Origin of the sequence: Streptomyces sp. NPDC090445 (genome assembly GCF_044769385.1) — a bacterium.
GTDB lineage: Bacteria > Actinomycetota > Actinomycetes > Streptomycetales > Streptomycetaceae > Streptomyces.
Genome location: NZ_JBIVXV010000006.1, coordinates 91,547 through 108,035, shown reverse-complemented (window position 1 = coordinate 108,035; position 16,489 = coordinate 91,547). Strand labels below are relative to the sequence as shown.

Below are 16,489 nucleotides of genomic sequence, written 5' to 3'. Positions count from 1 at the left end.
GTGCTCGGTGACTCAGGCCCGGGCGTCCGCCCGGACGCCCGAAGTGCCGCGCAGGAACGGCAGGTCCCGGTCGCCGACGTCCTCCCGCGGCCCCGCGGCGCGCAGGACCACGTCCAGGACCCCGTCGGGCTCGGCGGCGTAACAGTGCGCGAACCACGGCATGTTGGCCTCCACCACCGCCCAGCCGCCACCGGTGAGCCGCCCCACGTCCAGGCACACCGCGCTCGGCAGGCCCTCCGCGGCGGCGTCCAGCACCTCCCGGGCGAAGCCGTGGACCTGCGCCTGCAGCGGTGCGGGATCGGGGCGCCCGTACACGGCGTAGCGGCTGCCCGCGCGGACCTCGCCGTCGAGGACGAACAGCCGGTACTCGGCGGCGAACTCCACCACGCCGCCGACCAGTACGGGCGTCGCCGCGTCCAGGGTGTCCGGCAGCCGGGAGCCGTCCTCGTACACGGCGGCGGGAAGCACGTCGATCTTCGCGGAAGGCGGCTTCACGAAGGCCCGCCCGGCCAGGGAGCGCGCCTCCCCCAGCGTCGTCAGCCGGACGGGCCGCCCGAGCAGCGCGTACGGCACCGTCGTCAGCCAGTCGTCGGCGGGTTCCAGGAGTCCGAGGCCGAGCCGTGCCCCCAGCCGGTCGGCGGCGAGCGGGCCTCCGTACCAGTGCGTCCGGCGGCCGCCGGCCTCGGCGGCGCGGCCGACGACCTCGTACCCGCGCCAGGCAGCCGCCTGCCCGAGCAGTTCCGCCGTGGACGTGCGCGGCGGGTGCAGGAGGAGGGCGGGGGCGGGGCCGTGGTTCATGGCAGTGAGCCTACGACGCCCGCAACCCGGCCCGCACAGGGGCCATTTGAGACTCGATGGCGTCCTTTAGGGCATTTTCGAGCGACAAGAGACCACTGCGTCCGTCTCGTGACTACGGTTCGCCGCATACGGGTTGCACACACGACCCGCACAACCCACCCGCACCGGAGGTATCAGCCATGCGAAGCACCACCAAGGCCGGCACGCTCGCGGCGGTCTCACTGCTCGCCCTGGCCTGGGCCCAGCCCGCACAGGCCGCGCAGAGCGGCGACGCCGGAACGCAGGCCGCGGCGGCCGCGCCGGCGCGCTACTTCGAGTTCACGGACGGCACGGACACGTTCGTCATCAAGCTCACCGACCCGGCCAGGATCCGGCAGGCGCGGGACATACTGAGCGGCGTGGACACGGAGAACGTGGGCGTCATGGGCACGATCGTCAAAACGCCCGCCGCGTACAACAAGCCGTGGAAGTACCACCTCGACCCCAACTCGGTGACCTTCTTCGGCATGGCCATGGAGGTGTGCGACGCGAACATCTCCTACGTCAACGACCACCTGGGCGAGGTGGGCGGTGCGCTCCTGCCCCGGTCGACCTGGTGTCCCTGGCACTCGAAGCTGACGCGCGAGCTCCCGCGCCCGTAGCGGACACCGCGGCCCCGGCGCCCCGTTGCGGCGCCCGCGTTCCTGCCCGCTGCCGGCTGACCGCCCCGCCCCCCGGCCGGGGCCACGCCCCCGCCCAGCCCAATACCGGCGGCCCGCCGGCCCGGCGGCCACCCTGGAGAGCCGGGCGGGTACCGCGCCCGGGAGGAAGGAGCGCGCGGTGGCACCCGTACCCGAGGAGCACCCGCCCGGATCCCCGGGCGGCATGCCGGAGGAGGGCCCCGGCCGGTACGGCGAGGCCCTCTTCCGCCCGGAACACCCCCAGGAGGGCGAGCGCATCGACCACGCCGCGCTCGTCTACGACCCGCTCACCCGGGCCCGGCTGCGCAGCCTCGGCGTCGGCCCCGGCTGGCGCTGCCTGGACGCCGGGGCGGGCACCGGAACCGTCGCCCGCTGGCTCGCCGACGAGGCCGGAGCCGACGAGGTCGTCGCCCTCGACCGCGACACCGCCCGCCTGGCCCCGTTCGCCGGCCCGCGGCTGCGCGTCCGCGAAGCCGATCTCACGCGGCTCGCCGCCGAGCCGGACCTCGGCACCTTCGACCTGGTCCACGCCCGGTTCGTGCTCATGCACCTGCCCGGCCGCCGCGACCTCGTCCGCCTCCTCGCCGAGCGGCTCAACCCCGGCGGATACCTCGTCATCGGCGACGCGGCTGACGTCCCCGACCCCGCCGACCCGCACTCCGCGTACCGCCGCACCCTGGACGCGATGTGGCGGACCCTGTCCGAGACCATCGGCACCGACATCGCGGCCGTACGCGCCCACCCGCACGTCCTGCGCGCCGCCGGCCTGGAGGGGGTCGCCGCGGAGCTTGTGTGCCCGCCCCTCACCCCCGGCGCGCCCCTCGCCGCCTTCTGGCGCGAGACCTGGGAGCGGATGCGGCCCGACCTGCTGGCGGGCCGCCTCGACGCCGCCACCCTCGACGAGGCCCTCGCCTACCTGGCCTCGCCCGCGCTCGCCGAGCTGGCCCCCGGCATGCTCACCGTGTGGGGCCGCCGCCCGGCTCCGCGTCAGTAGCGGACCGCTCGCGCGGCCTCCGCGGTGATCTTGCCGGAGAGGGTGTGCGTGCTGCGGGCCGTGCCCTCGCCCTTGGCCTTGGCGGCCACGTTGTCGACGGTGACCACGGCCACGTCCACGGTGTTGCCGCTGTCGTCCTTGAAGTTCACCTGCACCGCGAAGGACTTCGCCGCGCTGTCGGTGTTGTCCACCGTCACCGGCACCACCGTGTACCCGCCCGAGTCGGTGGACGGGGTGCCCAGGCTGACGGCGTCCTTCGCGTTCACCCCGCCCTTGATCTGGTCGAGCTTGTTCTGGGCCTCCGCGGCCGCCGAAGCCGCCGTGTCCGCGGCCTTCGACGCCGCCGCGGAGACCTCCGCACCCGCGGACGCCACCGCCGACGCCGCCTTGGACACGGCCTCCGACGGGGATTCGTCGCCCGCGCAGCCCGCCGTGCCCAGGGCCGCCAACGCCACCACCGCACCGGCCAGGGTGCGCCCGGCCGTGTGCCACTGCTTCTGGGGAGTCTTTCGCATGCGACCAGTCAACGCCGGGCCGGCAGCGGAGGCGGTGCGACCCGGCAGGGCATACGGATGAAGGCTTGCGGGTTACGGATCGTCAACTATAGTTACGCGCAACGGGCGTCAACTATAGTTACGCCTGCGGAAAGGAGGCAGAAGGCACGTGGCGGAATCAGCACACGGACCCGTCGGACCGGACACACCCCGGCCTGACCGGGCCTCCGCTCCGGTCCCGGTTCCGGTCCCGATCCCGGTTCCCGGCGCTCCCTTCTGCGACCGACTCAACTTCCTGTTCGACCGGGTGCGCCCGCCGGGCGCGGAGGAATACACCAACGCCCACGTGGCCCGCACCATCTCGTCGTACGGCGAGGACAGTTACACGCGGTCCCACATCAGCCTGCTCCGCGCGGGCAAGCGCACCCCGACCATCACCATGGTCCCCCTCCTCGCCCGCTTCTTCGGCGTGGAGGCAGCCTACTTCGTCGAGGACGAGGTCACCCGGAAGGTCGCCACCCAGTTCGAGATCCTGCGCAAGCTCAAGGAGAACGGCGTCGAACAGATCGCCCTCCGCGCGATGGGCGTCTCCGCCGCCGGCCAGCGCAAGGTGCTGGCGGCGCTCGAAGCCGTGCGCAAAGAGGAAGGCCTGCCCGCCGACCCCGAGAGGGAACTGCCGTGACCAGCGGCCGACGTCGCCAGGAGAAGAGGAACCCCCATGTGGCTCAGCCGTCGTAGCCGCGGCAACGACCGCAAGGCCGACGATGCGTACGAGGTCGAGCGCCGGAACCGGGAGTTCGTCGAGAGCCTCGGCCTTCCCGAGGCCGACAGCGTCCTGGACCTGGTGCCGTTCATGGAGGACTACCTCGACCGGTCGATCCGGCTCATGCCGTTCGTCTCGGACCCGTCCGACCCCGACTCCCTCGACGCCTCCGCCCCGTGCGGCCTGTGGCTCGCCACCGGCGAAACGGACTACGTGTTCTACGACACCGCCATCAGCCGCGCCCACGCCGAGATCATCGTGGGCCACGAGTTCGGCCACATGCTCAAGCGCCACCGCGGCAACGCCTCCGTCGAGGCCGGCAGCCTCGGCGGCCTCATCACCGACATCGACCCGGCCACCGTCCAGCTCGTCCTCGGCCGGACCCGCTACAACGAGCCGGAGGAGTTCGAGGCCGAACTCCTCGGATCCCTCCTGCAGGAACACGTGAGCACCGCCCGCCCGTCGGCCCGCAGGGCAGCCGACCCCATCACCCGCACCTTGCTGCGCTGACCGGAGAGGGACCCGTGAAAGACATCCTTCACCCCCTGTGCCTGGCCATCGCCGGTACGGGGTTCCTCATCCTCATACGTGACCTGGGCAAGAGCCGCCGCGACCCGGCGCTCGTCGCCCTGGCCTTCACGTACGGCTTCTCCGCGCTCAGCTACGCCGTCTCCCTCACCTGGGTGTGGGTGCGCGTCGACGGCCTCCTCGGCGTCCCGAACATCGTCGTGCCGATCGCCCAGGGCTTCGTGATCGTCGTCCTGGCCCTCCAGGCCACCGTCCTCGCCCACTGGTCGAAGCCGCCCGCCGAGGCCCGCCGCCGCAGCCGGCTCCTGCTCGCCGCGGCCGCCGCGGTCATCACCGCCATGGGCGTGCTGTTCGCCTCGCTCACCCCGGCCACGACCCGGCCCACCGACTTCTCCCTGTACTACGCGCACGACCCTGTCTTCCAGGCCTACGTACTGCTGTACTTCGGCACCTACAGCGTCGCCGAGACCTACCTCGCCGTGTCCTGCTGGAAGTACGCCCGCACCGCCACCACCCCGTCGATCGCCTTCAGCCTGCGCCTCGTCACCGTCGGCGCCGTCATCACCCTCGGCTACAGCGGCATCCGCATCGCCGCCATCGTCGGCGCCGAGACCGGATTCAGCGTCAGCCACCTCAACGGCTTCGCCTGGGCCTGCGGCGACATCGGCGCCACCCTCACCCAGATCGGCTACCTCATCCCGACCGTCGCCCGGCGGGCCGGCAGCGCCCGCGACTGGGCCACCGCCCACGTCCGCCACCGGCGCCTGGGCCCCCTGTGGTCCGCACTCGACCAGGCCGATCCCGGCATCACGCTGCGCCGCCCGACCCACCAGGGCCAGGACATCCTGCGGGGCCGCAGCGCCCACTTCCCCCTGCTGCGCCGCCGCGTCGAGATCCGCCAGGGCCAGAAGCTGATGCGCCGCTACCTCGACCCGGCCGTACGGGCCGAGGCGGAGGCCCGCCGCGCCGGCGAAGGCCTCGCCGCCGCCGAGTTCGCCGCCGCCGTCACCGCCGACCAGATCCGCGCCGCCCTCGTCCGGCACGCGGCCGACGACCCCGTGGACACCCCCGCGGAGTACGCGGACGCCGAGCTCACCCTCGCCACCACCGAGGACGAGCTCGCGCACCTCCAGCGCGTCGCCGCGCACTTCAGACCTCCCGCGGCAGAGAGCCGCCGCAGTGCATCCGAAGTCCGCAGCGCCACCTCAGGAGCCCGTTCGTGATCCTCCGACGCACCCTGCTGATCGCCTCCACCGCCGTCGCCGCGGCGGCGTCCATGGCCACCATGACCGCGGCCGCCCGCTCCCGGGCCGTCGCCACCGCGAGCACGCCCCTGCACCTGGCGCCCGCCCGCGACCAGCTCGCCGCGCTGCGCCGCCGTACGACGACCAGCCGCGCCCTGCTGGAGCAGTACCTGCAGCACATCGAGAAGACCAACCCCGGCCTCAACGCCGTCATCACCCTGGACGCCGACGGCGCCCGCGCCGCGGCCGACGCCGCCGACCGCCACCTGGCCAGGACCGGCAAGCCGCTCGGCGCGCTCCACGGCCTGCCCGTCACCGTCAAGGACGCCCTGGAGACGAAGGGACTGCGCAGCACCTGCGGCGCACCCGACCTCACCGACCACGTCCCCGACCAGGACGCCGACGCCGTCGCCCGGCTGCGCGCCGCCGGCGCCGTCATCGTCGGCAAGACCAACGTCCCGGTCATGTGCCAGGACCTGCAGACCTCGAACCCGCTCTTCGGCACGACGAAGAACCCGCACGACGCCACCAAGACCGCGGGCGGATCCTCCGGCGGCCCCGCCGCGGCCGTCGCCGCCGGCATCACCAGCCTCGAACTCGGCTCCGACCTCGCCGGCTCCCTCCGCCTCCCGGCCGCCTACTGCGGCGTGTACGCACTGCGGCCCAGCGGCGGCATCGTCCCCACCCGCGGCCACATCCCCCGGCCGCCGGGCTGGCTGTCCAGCTCAGACATGCTCGCCCTCGGCCCGATCGCCCGGACCCCGGACGACCTCGGAGTCGCCCTCGACGTCCTGGCCGCACCGGCTCCCGCCGAGGCAGCCGCGTGGCGGATCGACCTGCCGGGACCACGGCGCAGCCGCCTCGCGGACTACCGCGTCGGCCTGTGGCAGGACGACCCGTACTGCCACGTCGACGACACGATCCGCCGGCTCCTCGACGAGATCGCCGGGATCCTGCGCTCCTCCGGTGCCACCGTCGACGACACCGCGCGGCCCGTGCCGCTCGCCGACAGCGACCGGCTGTTCCAGCGCCTCATGTTCGCGACGGCGAGCGCCACCGCCACCGACGCCGGCTTCGCCGACGACATCGCCGCCGCCGAGAAGATCCCCGCAGACGACCCCAGCGGAATCTTCCTCCACTCGCGCACCATGCGACACCGGGACTGGCTGCGCGCCAACGAGGAACGCGAGAAGCTGCGCGGCCGCTGGGCCGACTACTTCACCGACCACGACGTCCTCATCACCCCGGCCGTCCCCAGCACCTGCGTCGACGACCAGACGTCCACCCCGGTCCCGAGCCGGTTCATCACCGTCAACGGGCAGAAGCGCCCGTACTTCGACCAGACGGCATGGCTGAACCTGGCCGGCCACGTCCGGCTCCCGGCCGTCGTCATGCCCGCGGGGAGGACGGCCGACGGCCTGCCCCTCGCCATCCAGATCATCGGCCCCTACCTGGCCGACCGCACGGTCATCGACATGGCCGGACACCTCGCGCGAAAGCTCCCCAAGCCCGCGCAGCCGCCCGCGTTCACCGCGTGACCGGGCGCCCATGACCGGGCTCGCTCTGCCCCCACGGGGGTGGGGCGGGGCGAGCCCGTACGACGCGGCAGAGGGGCCCGGGTACACCGGAGCCCCTCTGCCGTCCACAAGACGTGCAGGGCCCGGATACCGACGGGGGAAACGGTACCCGGGCCCTGCGATCATCATCTTAGTCCCCTTTATCCCGTGGTGTCGCCGTGGCGGTCGGCGAAACCCCTCAGGCCCCGGGGGTCACTTCCCCTCGCACAGCGCCGAGTTCAGCAGCGCCTCCATCTGCACCGCGGGGATGTTGGTGGTGAGGTGGGCGTTGGTCACCACCGCAGCGTGCCGGCCGTCCTCGGTGACCAGTGTCTGCGTGTAGTAGCCCGGCAGCATGCCGTTGTGCCCCCAGGCCACGCCCCCGCACGGAAGCGGCTGCCGGATGAGGCCGAGCCCGTACCCCCAACCGGAGGCCGGGCCGCCGACATCGACCGCACGCTTCATCTCCGCCAGGGCCGCCGGCGACATCAGCCTGTCGCCGAGCAGCGCGCGGTAGAAGGCGGTGAGGTCCTGCTGGGTGGAGATCACCGCGCCGGCCGTGCTGAAGGAGGACGGTTCGAAGGGCAGCACGTCGGTCCAGAAGAAGAACGAGCCCACCCGGATGCCGTGGTACCCGCGTACGGCCGGGGTGGGCAGGCTCCGGTCACCGGGCGCCGGGAAGCGGGTCTGCGTCAGACCGAGCGGCTCGATGACGCGGCGGGTGACCACCTCGTGGGCGCGCAGGCCCGTCACCTTCTCGAGGAGCATGCCGAGGATCTCGTAATTGGTGTTGGAGTACTCGAACTTCGTGCCCGGGACGGAGGCCGAGGGCCGGCGCAGCCCGTCCTCGACGAGCGCGGCCAGGCGGTACGTGCCGTCCGGATCGGCCCGCGGGGCGGGCGCGTTGTTGACCGGGATCCCGCTGGTGTGCTGCAGCAGTTGGCGCACCGTGATGACGCTGCCGTGGTGGCCGTTCCCGGCGACCACACCCGGCAGGTACCGCTCGATCGGCGTGTCAAGGGCGACCTTGCCCTCGTCGACCAGCTGCAGGACGGCCACCGCGGTGAAGACCTTGCTCTGGCTGCCGACGCGGTAGTGCTCCGCCGGCTGGATCGGACGGCTGGTGTTGATGGTTCCCGTGCCGACGGAGAGGTCCCAGGAGCCGGCGCTGTCGCCGGCGTGCACGGCGGCCCCCGGTCCGGCGTGCGACTGGAACGTCTTCAGCGCCGCAAGCGTCGCGGCGTGGTCGTCGGCGGTGGGGGAGGAGGCCTGGCCCTGGCCCTGGATCTGGGTCTGGGTCTGGGGCGGGGAGGGGGCAGGGGCGGCATGGGCCGGGGCCGGTAAGGACAGCGTGAGCACTGCGGCGCAGGCAGCGCCGGCCAGCGCGGAGAACCGGACCTGGCGTGCGGTCGAAGACATGTCTTCCTCCTTGGTGGCGGGAGAGGGAGTGATCACATCCGGCCATGGGGCGCCGGACGGTGCAGGCCCGGCCTGCCGTGCACGAGGGGTGCGGCGCAGCCCCGGCCCCCTTGGCAAGGGACCCCACGGCCACGCTGACCTGAAGGTCTGTGAAACACCGCACAACCCGCGCACGGGGGAAAGCACCCTCGCCGCACCCCCATGCGGGTTGGATGAGTCCCCGGTGGCCGCGACCGTGCACCCCCCACGCCGGATGTGATCCGTCGCCATTCAAACGGCCGTCGCCGCCCGTGTCCCGGCCCGGTGACCTTGTCGAACGGATCCCGGACAATCGCCGGACATCCCGGCGCCCGCCGCCCCGCCACCAGCCGCCCACGGACGAGGAGGAACGAGACATGGGACGCCAGGAACAGCCGCTCGACCCCGACCGGGACCCCTTGGCCCGGTTCGCGCACGACTTACGGGAGCTGCGGCGCCAGGCCGGGAGCCCGCCCTACCGCCGGCTGGCCACCCGGGCCCACTACTCCGCCTCCACCCTGGCCGAGGCCGCGGCGGGCAAACGCCTGCCCAGCGCCGCCGTACTGGCCGCCTTCGTGAACGCCTGCGGAGGCGACGCGGAGGAATGGGAACAGCGCCGCATCGCCACGCACCGCCTCATCACCGCCCCCACACCGGCCCCGACCCCCGCGTCCCCTGGACCAGGCTCGGTTCCGGCCGCCGCGGCTCCGGCCCTCCCCGCTGACCCGGACCGCCCGCCGGCCGAGGCCGCGCCCCGGCGCCGTACGCCCGACGGGCCGAGCCGGCCGGCGCCCCGGCGGCGCCGCGAGGCGGGCCTGGTCCTCCTGGCCGTCCTCCTGACGCTCGGCGCGTTCGCCGCCGGAGACGCGGGCCGCTCCCGGAACACCGCCGCTCCCGGCTCCGCCGGAACGCACACCGCTGCCGCGAACCTGTCGGCGGACACCCGGTCCACCGGCGACGGCCGCCGGCTGCGCACCGACTCCGACATCCCGGAGCGCTACCGGGCCCTGATCATCGAGGCGGGCACCACCTGCCACGTCCCGCAGGTCACTCCGGTGCTGGTGGCGGCCATGCTCAAGGCCGAGAGCGGGTTCGACCCCGAGCTCAGCGACCCGGCCAAGGACGAGTACGGCATCGCCCGCTGGACTCCCCGCGTCCTGCGGTACTACCTGCCGCCGGACCGGCAGCACACGGTCCCGAAACCGCCGTTCAGCCCCGAGGACTCGATCCCCGCCATGGGCAGGATGCTCTGCGCCCTCGCCCCCGAACTCGAAGGCGTTCCCGGCGACCCCGCCCTCAACCTCGCCGCCGCCTACCGCATCGCCACGTGGAGGGTGCAGCGGCAGGGCGCCGAACTGGAGGCCATCCGGCCCTACCTGGAGCAGGTCCGCACCGCCATGCTCCGGTACCGCCCCGAGCCGCCCCTCGCGCCGGCCGGAGCCGCACCCGGCGGGCGGTGACCCGGGACGCGCGCCCGGACGCGAGCCCGGGCGCGAGCCGGGTCACCGGGCGGTGAGGCAGCCGAGGCGGTCGGCCGTGACCGGGGCGCCCTCGGCGACGTTCCGGTCGTAGGCGACCTGCCGGACGGTGACGGTGCGGGCGCCGACGGCCACGTCCAGGTACGCGTCGTGGCCGGGCACGACCTGCCGGCGGGCGCCCGGCAGGGCCGCCGCCAGGGTGGCCGCGTCGCTCTCCCGCCCCGGCGCGTACCGGATCATCGGCGGGCCCGCCGGGCGGGCCTTCGGCTCCGTGGCGGAGGTGCCGCCGACGACGAACCCGCCGGCCGACAGGGCGGCCGCCACGGCGGCATCGTCCACCCGCACCTTGATCCCGGCGGGGTTGGTCGGCGCTGGGGTCTCGGGGACGGGCTGGATGCGCCGGTCGCCGGTGATCGGCCGGTCCGCGGCCAGGGCCTCCCACAGGGCGCGGGAGCGTTCCGCGTGCCACAGCAGGGTCGACCCGACGCCGGGGACCCGGTGGTCGAAGGTCTTGATGGGGACGGTCGCGAACTCGGTCCGCTCCGGGCGCAGCCGCCCGAAGGCCGTGCCCAGGCGGACCAGGTCGGCCAGGTCGGTGGCGCTGTCGGTGCGCACGGATGCGAGCAGGGTGCGTGCGGTGGCGGCTGCGGCGAGGGGATCGGCCAGGGCGCCCTCGACGGTGAGGCGGCTCAGCAGGTCCGAGACGGCGCGCTGCTGGCGCCGTACGCGGCCGAGGTCGCCCGGGCGCTCGATGTGCCGGGCGCGGACGTAGCGCAGGGCGCCGTTCCCGTCGGCGTGGTGCATGCCCGGCGTCAGGTCGAGGCCGGAGTTCTCGTCCTTGAGGGTCTTGTCGGTGCACAGGGCGGCGCCGCCCAGCCCGTTGACGGCCTGTTCGAAGCCGGTGAACCCGGTTTCGAGGTAGTGGTCGACGCGCAGGCCGGTCGCCTTCTCGACGGTCTTGACCGTGAGGGGGCCGCGGCCGCGCGCGTACGCGCCGTTGACCTTGCCGAGGACGCCGCTGCCGTCGGCGTACTCCACGTACGAGTCGCGCGGGATCGACACGATGCTCGCGCGGCGGGTGTCCTGCGACAGGTGCACCAGCATCATCACGTCGGTGCAGTTGCACCCCGCGCCCCCGACGTGCAGCCGGTCCTTCTCGGCCTTCGACAGGCCGCTGCGGCTGTCGATCCCGACGACCAGGACGTTCGTCCCGTTGCCCGGGGCGGCACGGTCGGCGGGCGACGGCGGACCGGCCCAGGCCGCACCCGAAACCAGTGTCGTCAGCAGGGTCAGCGCAGTGGCAAGACGGAGCAACGCCTACTCCCAGGGGCCGGGCGGACCGACGGGCCGGCGTCTCGCCGGTCGGCGGATCGGACGCCGAACGCTAGCGGGGACGGCCGGCCGGGCCCCGGCTACACGCCGGTGGCTGCTCCTGTCGGGGCACCGTCAACACCGTAATGGAGCGACACGTTGTCCACCGCGGGCCGCGCCCGCCCCGCCGGGCCCGCGGCGAACGCCCGCAGCACGTTCTCGGTGACGGTCCGTGTGAACGCCCCGGCGCGGTGGTCCAGTCCGTGGTTCGCCTTCCCGCCGCCGGGCCCCGATGCGTCCAGCGCCTCCACCCAGCGCATGGTGCCCGTCGCGAACAGGCCGGCCCCGGAGGGCAGGGACGCGTACACCGTGTCCGCGTACGAGTGCCGCCCCTTGCACACCACCGGCGAGTGCGCCAGCACCTCGACCGGCCGCGGCGTGGGGTACCTGAGGTCGATCCGGTCGTACTCGACACCCACCAGGTGGGCGAACGCGTCGCCCTGCGCGGCGCCGGTGCCCGCCAGGAGCCAGTGGCCCGGATGGGTCACCACACAGGGCGCGTCGACCGGGTACCCGTCGTAGATCACCCCCAGCAGGCTGCTCTCGGGCTCCGGCGCGGGCGCCCGCCGGAAGTCGTTGGTCGGCGGCAGGCCGCGCCGGAAGCCCGGATCGAGGGCGTAGTCCTCCTTGTAGCAGACGACGGTCCGGTCCGTGCCGACCGCGGAGTCCTCGAACCGGATGCGCCGGTAGCAGCAGTTCGCCCCGAACACCGCCAGGTTCATGCCCGCGTCCCGGGCCGCGGCGGTGTGGAGGCGCTGCTCCGGGCTCCAGTACTCGTCGTGGCCCGGCGACAGCAGCGCCACCGCCCCGGACAGCAGCCGGCGGTGGCGCGCCACGTCGATCCCCGTCGCGTACGCGAGCGGCAGCCCCAGCCGCTCCGCCAGCGCGACCAGCGGCGCCTCGTACGTCAGGAACAGGCCCGCGCCGTGCGCGTTCTGGTACGGCCGGTCGAAGGAGACCGCGAGCGAGCGCGAGGCCTTCTTGCCCGTCGTGCCCTTGTACAGGTCGGCCCCGCCCCACCGGTTGTACGCCTGCCAGGTGGCGACCGCGTTGACCAGCAGCATCCGGCCCGCCGCCGACGCGGACCGCACCGTCAGCGGCACATACCGCTGGGCCTGCTCGGTGCCGCCCGAGGTGTCCAGCCGCAGCAGGTAACTGCCCTCCGGCCAGCCGGCGGTGTCGACCGCGGCGGTCTGCTGCCACTCGGCCCACGCCCTGCGCGTGGCCGGGTCGACCCGGACCGGCGGCTGGAGCAGCCCGGGCAGCACGGGCGAACGCCACACCAGGCGGGCCCGGAGGCCGCCGTACCAGCCCATGCGGTACGCGGAGACGGTGTAGGAGGGCGCCGTCGTCGACACCCGCAGCGGGAGCGGCTCGCCCGCGAGCACCGAGGCGCGGTCGGCGAAGCCCTCGATCGCGCGGGCGGCGCCGGCCCGGGTGATCCGCCAGGCGGCGTCACCGGGCCGCCGGTTCTCGGCCCGAACGTCGAGGCACCCCCGACCGCTGGAGCCGCCGCCCGCCGCGGCAGCGGGCCGGGACGCCGCGGAGGCCGTGGTCGTTGTGGCCGCGGTGGCCGCGGTGGTCGCCGTCACGGCGAGGGCCGCCGCGAGTTCCAGCACCCGCCGGCGCCCCGGACCCGTACCGCCTCCGGGGTCCGCCGGTCCGGTGTCGCCGACCCGTCCCACGGCACCTCCACACCTCGGCCGGGGGCCGCGCCCGCGGCGCACCGATACGGCCCGGCCACCGTACGGCACACCGCCCCGGACCGCGGCGAACGACAAGCCGGGGCGGGCGCAGGGGAGCCGGCGGCTACTGCGGGAGCACGGTGCCGGCGTCCGGTGCCGGCAGCACCTCGGGGCGGTCGAGGAAGGCGAGCACGGCCCGCTTCTCGGGGAGGTACACCTCGGGCAGGTCGATCTCCGGCAGGGTGATCTCCCCGTGCCGGACGAAGCCGAGCCGGTTCAGCATCGCGAGGGCCTTCTCGTTGCGGGCGTCGGGCTCGCCCACCGCACGCAGGACCGCCGGGTCGCGGAAGGTGAAGCGGATGAGCGACCCGACCAGGGTGCGGCTGAAGCCGGGGCGCGGCCGGCCGTCCGCCGGGGCCAGCATCAGGTGGACGCCGATGTCGCCCTCCCGCACCTCGTAGCACTCGCTGACCCGGTCCTCCTCCGGCTGGTACGTCTGGAACAGCGCCACCGGCTCGTCGTCCAGGCGGACCATGAACGCGTGGTGGGTGTCGCGGCGGTCCACGTCCTCGTAGATCTCCTGGACCAGTTCACGGCTCGCGCCGTTCATGCCCCAGAACGATGCGCGCTCCTCGACGACCCAGGAGTGCAGCACAGCGGAGTCCGCCGCGGGGTCGACCGGGGTGAAGCGGACGGTGCCGAAGCCTTCGACGGTCTCGGTGTGGACGTCCGCGCGCGGGGAAACGAGGGCGGTGGAGTCGGGTCTCATACGGTGTTCTGTTCCTTCGATTCGGATCGCGGGGGTGTGCACACCACCGCTCACATGCATTAGGTTAGGCTGGCCTTACTGTATCGGGGTTCAGGGGAAGGGACGGACGTGGGCGTCGCCAAGGGTTGGGAGGGTGTGGTCCTCAAGCTGCTGCGGGGCAAGGACTTCCGGTTCACCGTCACGGGAGCCGAACAGGTCACCCCGCACTACCGCCGGGTCTGGTTCACCGACGGCGGGCTGCTCGCGGCCGCCGGGGAGTCCCTGCACCCGACCATGTGGGTCCGCCTGTGGTTCGACGACGACGGCAAGCCCCACCAGCGCGCCTACACCCTGGTCGACCCCGTCGCCGAAGAGGGCACGTTCGCCCTGGAGTTCGCCCTGCACGACGGCGTCGCCAGCGACTGGGCGCGCAACGCCAACCCCGGCGACACCATCGAGGCCACCGTGCAGGGGACCGGCTTCACCGCCCCCGCGCCGGCCCCCGAGCGGCTGCTGGTGATCGGCGACCCGGCCTCCCTCCCGGCCATCAACTCCCTGCTGGACGCCTACCCGCAGCTCCCGGCCACCATCTGGTTCGAGACCCAGCACGAGGCCGACACCGACCTGCCCGTACGGCTCGACCCCGACCGGCACGAGATCCGGCGCGTCCCCCGCTCCGGCGACGGCACCGCCCTCGTCGAGCGGATCCGTGCCGAACTGCCCGCCCTGGCGTCCGACCCGGAGTCGGCGTACGTGTGGCTGGCCTGCGACACGGCGACCACCCGCACCCTCAGCGGCTACCTCCGCAAGGACCTCGGCCTGCCCAAGCAGCGCGTCAACAGCCTGGGCTACTGGCGGGCCGCGGCCTGACCCCGCCGGCCCGACCCCGCCGGGGCGCCGGGGCGCCGGGTAATTCCCGCGCGGTCCCCACGGCCGCGATGACAGGATGCCCCGGTGCGGGATGAGCCCGCGCACGGTGGGGGGAGGCCCGTTGCAGGGGCTGGACTCGGTGGACTGGCGCGGGCTGGAGCCGATACGCCCGGACCGGCCGACCGCGGACATACCCAAGGCGCTGCGCCGGATCGCGCGGGCGGACGCCGCCACCCCGCGCGACACGGTCGAACAGGCGCAGGGCGACCTCCAGATGCTCCTGCTGAAGCAGGGCACGATCACCGACGCGGCCACGGCCGCGCTGCCGTTCCTCGTGGACCTCGCACTCGACCCGGACACCGTCGAGCGGCCGTTCCTCGTCGACCTCCTGGACGTCCTCGCCCACAACGCCGGGACCGGCGACACCGATACCGTGGACCCGGGATGGGGGGCCGCCTGGCAGCGGCAGCAGCCCCGCATGCGGACGCTGTTCCGCGACCCGGATCCGGAAGTACGGCGGTCCGCACTCCAGCTCATCGCCGACCGGACCGCCGCCCTGCTGGAACGGTGGCCCGAGGAGACGGACCCCTCGGTCCGGGTGGCCCTGCTCCTGGGTCTGGGCGAGGCCGCGGCCGCCGATGACCCGGCCGGCGACACCGTCGCCCGGGTACGGTCCCTGCTGGGCGGCCTCCTCGACGGCGAGGACCGCGTGCTGCGGGTGGCGGCCGTACTCGCCGCGGTGCCCCTGGACCCGCAGGCGCTGCGGCGCGGCCTCCCCGTGCTGCTGGCGCTCCTCACCGACCCGGCCCTCGCCCCGGAGTTCGCGAAGGTCTGGTACGAGACCCACTGCGAGTACCCGTTCGACCGCGACGACGTCGTACTCAAGGTCATGCGCCTGCTGGAGCACGACCCGCAGACCGCGGTCCCGTTCGCGGCCGACCTCGCCGCGGCCGGATGCCGGACGGGCGACGCAGCGCTGCGCCGGTGCGTGTTCGACGGGGCGTGGGAGCTGCTGCGGCACCAACCCTCCACCGCTGCCGCGGTGCTGCCGCTCGCCGCCGGGCTGCTGGAGGACGAGGACGACGGCGTGCGCTACCGGGCGGCACACCTGCTGGCGGTCCTCGGCCGCCGGGCGGCCCCGTACGCCGACCGGCTCGCCGCGCTCCTCGACGACCCGGGCGAAGCGGAGTTCTTCGACGGCACCGTCGGCGACCACGCCCGCTGGGCGCTCACCCGGATCGGAGACCCGCGCGCCCTGCCGGACCTCGTGGAGCGGCTCGTCGCGCCGTACCGGGACATGCAGGGCCGGGGCTACTGCCTCGGCGACCCGCGGCAGCCGGACGTCGCCGACGTGCTCCGGCCGCTGCGCGCCCACGCGGAACTGCTGCTGCCCGCGGTACGGGAGGCCCTGCGCGACGAAGTGGCACGCGCCGGCTGGCTCGTCCGGGACCTGCGGGACGTGCTCCGGGAATGGGGAGAAGACCCGCTGCTCCCCGGTGAGACGGACCCGTACCCGCAGTGGGAGCCGCAGCCGATGGAACCCGCCGAGGCGGAGGCGGCCGTGCTGGCCTACGCCGCGGACGGCGAATTCCTCGGGTCGTTCAGCGCCGCCCTGGCGTCGTTCACCGCCCGTGGCCGCCTCGACTCCCGGCCGGTCCGGGAGGCCCTGACGGCTCTCCGGGCCGCGGACCGCAGGCTGACGGCGTACGGCGACTACCGCGCGTTCCTCCAGGACGAGGAGATCCGCGCCCGGATCGACACGGTCCTCGCGCTCCCGCAACACCCGGACGCGGCAGGGCGGGACGAGCGGTCGATATGATCTCCGCCTACGCGGACCACGACG

Annotated in this window: 15 protein-coding genes; 9 read left to right on the top strand and 6 right to left on the bottom strand. The window is 74.2% G+C overall.

What is annotated here, in order from left to right; all coding sequences use genetic code 11:
* Positions 1–12 precede the first annotated feature (12 nt).
* Positions 13–798: an ATP-grasp domain-containing protein gene (locus tag ACIQUT_RS15595; protein ID WP_403563374.1), complete on the bottom strand. Its 786-nt coding sequence runs from the start codon at positions 796–798 to the stop codon at positions 13–15.
* 179 nt (positions 799–977) lie between these two features.
* Here ACIQUT_RS15595 and ACIQUT_RS15590 point away from each other — a divergent pair, with 179 nt between their 5' ends.
* Together ACIQUT_RS15590 and ACIQUT_RS15585 are read left to right on the top strand one after the other, a co-directional pair.
* Positions 978–1,439: a calmodulin-binding protein gene (locus tag ACIQUT_RS15590; RefSeq protein ID WP_403563372.1), complete on the top strand. Its 462-nt coding sequence runs from the start codon at positions 978–980 to the stop codon at positions 1,437–1,439.
* 178 nt (positions 1,440–1,617) lie between these two features.
* Positions 1,618–2,472, top strand: a complete 855-nt coding sequence (locus tag ACIQUT_RS15585) for a class I SAM-dependent methyltransferase (RefSeq protein WP_403563370.1) — start codon at positions 1,618–1,620, stop codon at positions 2,470–2,472.
* On the opposite strand, the gene ACIQUT_RS15580 is transcribed toward ACIQUT_RS15585, so the two are convergent.
* Complete coding sequence (locus tag ACIQUT_RS15580) at positions 2,466–2,987, bottom strand: hypothetical protein (RefSeq protein ID WP_403563368.1); 522 nt, start codon at positions 2,985–2,987, stop codon at positions 2,466–2,468. The genes ACIQUT_RS15585 and ACIQUT_RS15580 overlap by 7 nt on opposite strands.
* A 148-nt stretch (positions 2,988–3,135) precedes the next feature.
* Here ACIQUT_RS15580 and ACIQUT_RS15575 point away from each other — a divergent pair, with 148 nt between their 5' ends.
* The 4 genes from ACIQUT_RS15575 to ACIQUT_RS15560 are packed head-to-tail and all read left to right on the top strand — an operon-like array spanning position 3,136 to position 7,039.
* Positions 3,136–3,648 (top strand): hypothetical protein, encoded by a 513-nt coding sequence (locus ACIQUT_RS15575; protein WP_403563366.1) that lies wholly within the window; start codon positions 3,136–3,138, stop codon positions 3,646–3,648.
* A 36-nt stretch (positions 3,649–3,684) separates the two neighbouring features.
* Entirely contained in the window at positions 3,685–4,239 is a 555-nt protein-coding gene (locus tag ACIQUT_RS15570) for a hypothetical protein (RefSeq protein WP_403563364.1), read from the top strand.
* Positions 4,240–4,253: 14 nt separating this feature from the next.
* Positions 4,254–5,480 (top strand): MAB_1171c family putative transporter, encoded by a 1,227-nt coding sequence (locus ACIQUT_RS15565; RefSeq protein WP_403563362.1) that lies wholly within the window; start codon positions 4,254–4,256, stop codon positions 5,478–5,480.
* Entirely contained in the window at positions 5,477–7,039 is a 1,563-nt protein-coding gene (locus ACIQUT_RS15560) for an amidase (protein ID WP_403563360.1), read from the top strand. Before ACIQUT_RS15565 ends, ACIQUT_RS15560 begins: the two co-directional genes overlap by 4 nt.
* Positions 7,040–7,270: 231 nt before the next feature.
* Here ACIQUT_RS15560 and ACIQUT_RS15555 read toward each other — a convergent pair whose 3' ends face one another.
* Complete coding sequence (locus ACIQUT_RS15555; RefSeq protein ID WP_403563358.1) at positions 7,271–8,476, bottom strand: serine hydrolase domain-containing protein; 1,206 nt, start codon at positions 8,474–8,476, stop codon at positions 7,271–7,273.
* A gap of 395 nt (positions 8,477–8,871) precedes the next feature.
* Here ACIQUT_RS15555 and ACIQUT_RS15550 point away from each other — a divergent pair, with 395 nt between their 5' ends.
* Positions 8,872–9,954, top strand: coding sequence for a helix-turn-helix domain-containing protein (locus tag ACIQUT_RS15550; protein ID WP_403563356.1), 1,083 nt, complete (start codon positions 8,872–8,874; stop codon positions 9,952–9,954).
* Positions 9,955–9,996: 42 nt separating this feature from the next.
* Here ACIQUT_RS15550 and ACIQUT_RS15545 read toward each other — a convergent pair whose 3' ends face one another.
* The 3 genes from ACIQUT_RS15545 to ACIQUT_RS15535 all read right to left on the bottom strand — a co-directional run bounded on the left by ACIQUT_RS15545 (position 9,997) and on the right by ACIQUT_RS15535 (position 13,797).
* Positions 9,997–11,286: an LCP family protein gene (locus ACIQUT_RS15545; protein ID WP_403563354.1), complete on the bottom strand. Its 1,290-nt coding sequence runs from the start codon at positions 11,284–11,286 to the stop codon at positions 9,997–9,999.
* 98 nt (positions 11,287–11,384) lie between these two features.
* Complete coding sequence (locus ACIQUT_RS15540) at positions 11,385–13,028, bottom strand: N,N-dimethylformamidase beta subunit family domain-containing protein (RefSeq protein ID WP_403563352.1); 1,644 nt, start codon at positions 13,026–13,028, stop codon at positions 11,385–11,387.
* A gap of 124 nt (positions 13,029–13,152) precedes the next feature.
* A complete protein-coding gene (locus tag ACIQUT_RS15535; protein ID WP_403563350.1) occupies positions 13,153–13,797 on the bottom strand; it encodes a GNAT family N-acetyltransferase in 645 nt (214 codons plus the stop codon).
* A gap of 108 nt (positions 13,798–13,905) precedes the next feature.
* On the opposite strand from ACIQUT_RS15535, the gene ACIQUT_RS15530 reads away from it, so the two are divergent.
* Positions 13,906–14,646 carry a siderophore-interacting protein gene (locus tag ACIQUT_RS15530; RefSeq protein ID WP_403563348.1) on the top strand — a complete coding sequence of 247 codons (741 nt, stop codon included), beginning with the start codon at positions 13,906–13,908 and terminating at the stop codon, positions 14,644–14,646.
* 91 nt (positions 14,647–14,737) lie between these two features.
* A complete protein-coding gene (locus ACIQUT_RS15525) occupies positions 14,738–16,465 on the top strand; it encodes a hypothetical protein (protein ID WP_403563346.1) in 1,728 nt (575 codons plus the stop codon).
* The last annotated feature ends 24 nt before the right edge of the window (positions 16,466–16,489 follow it).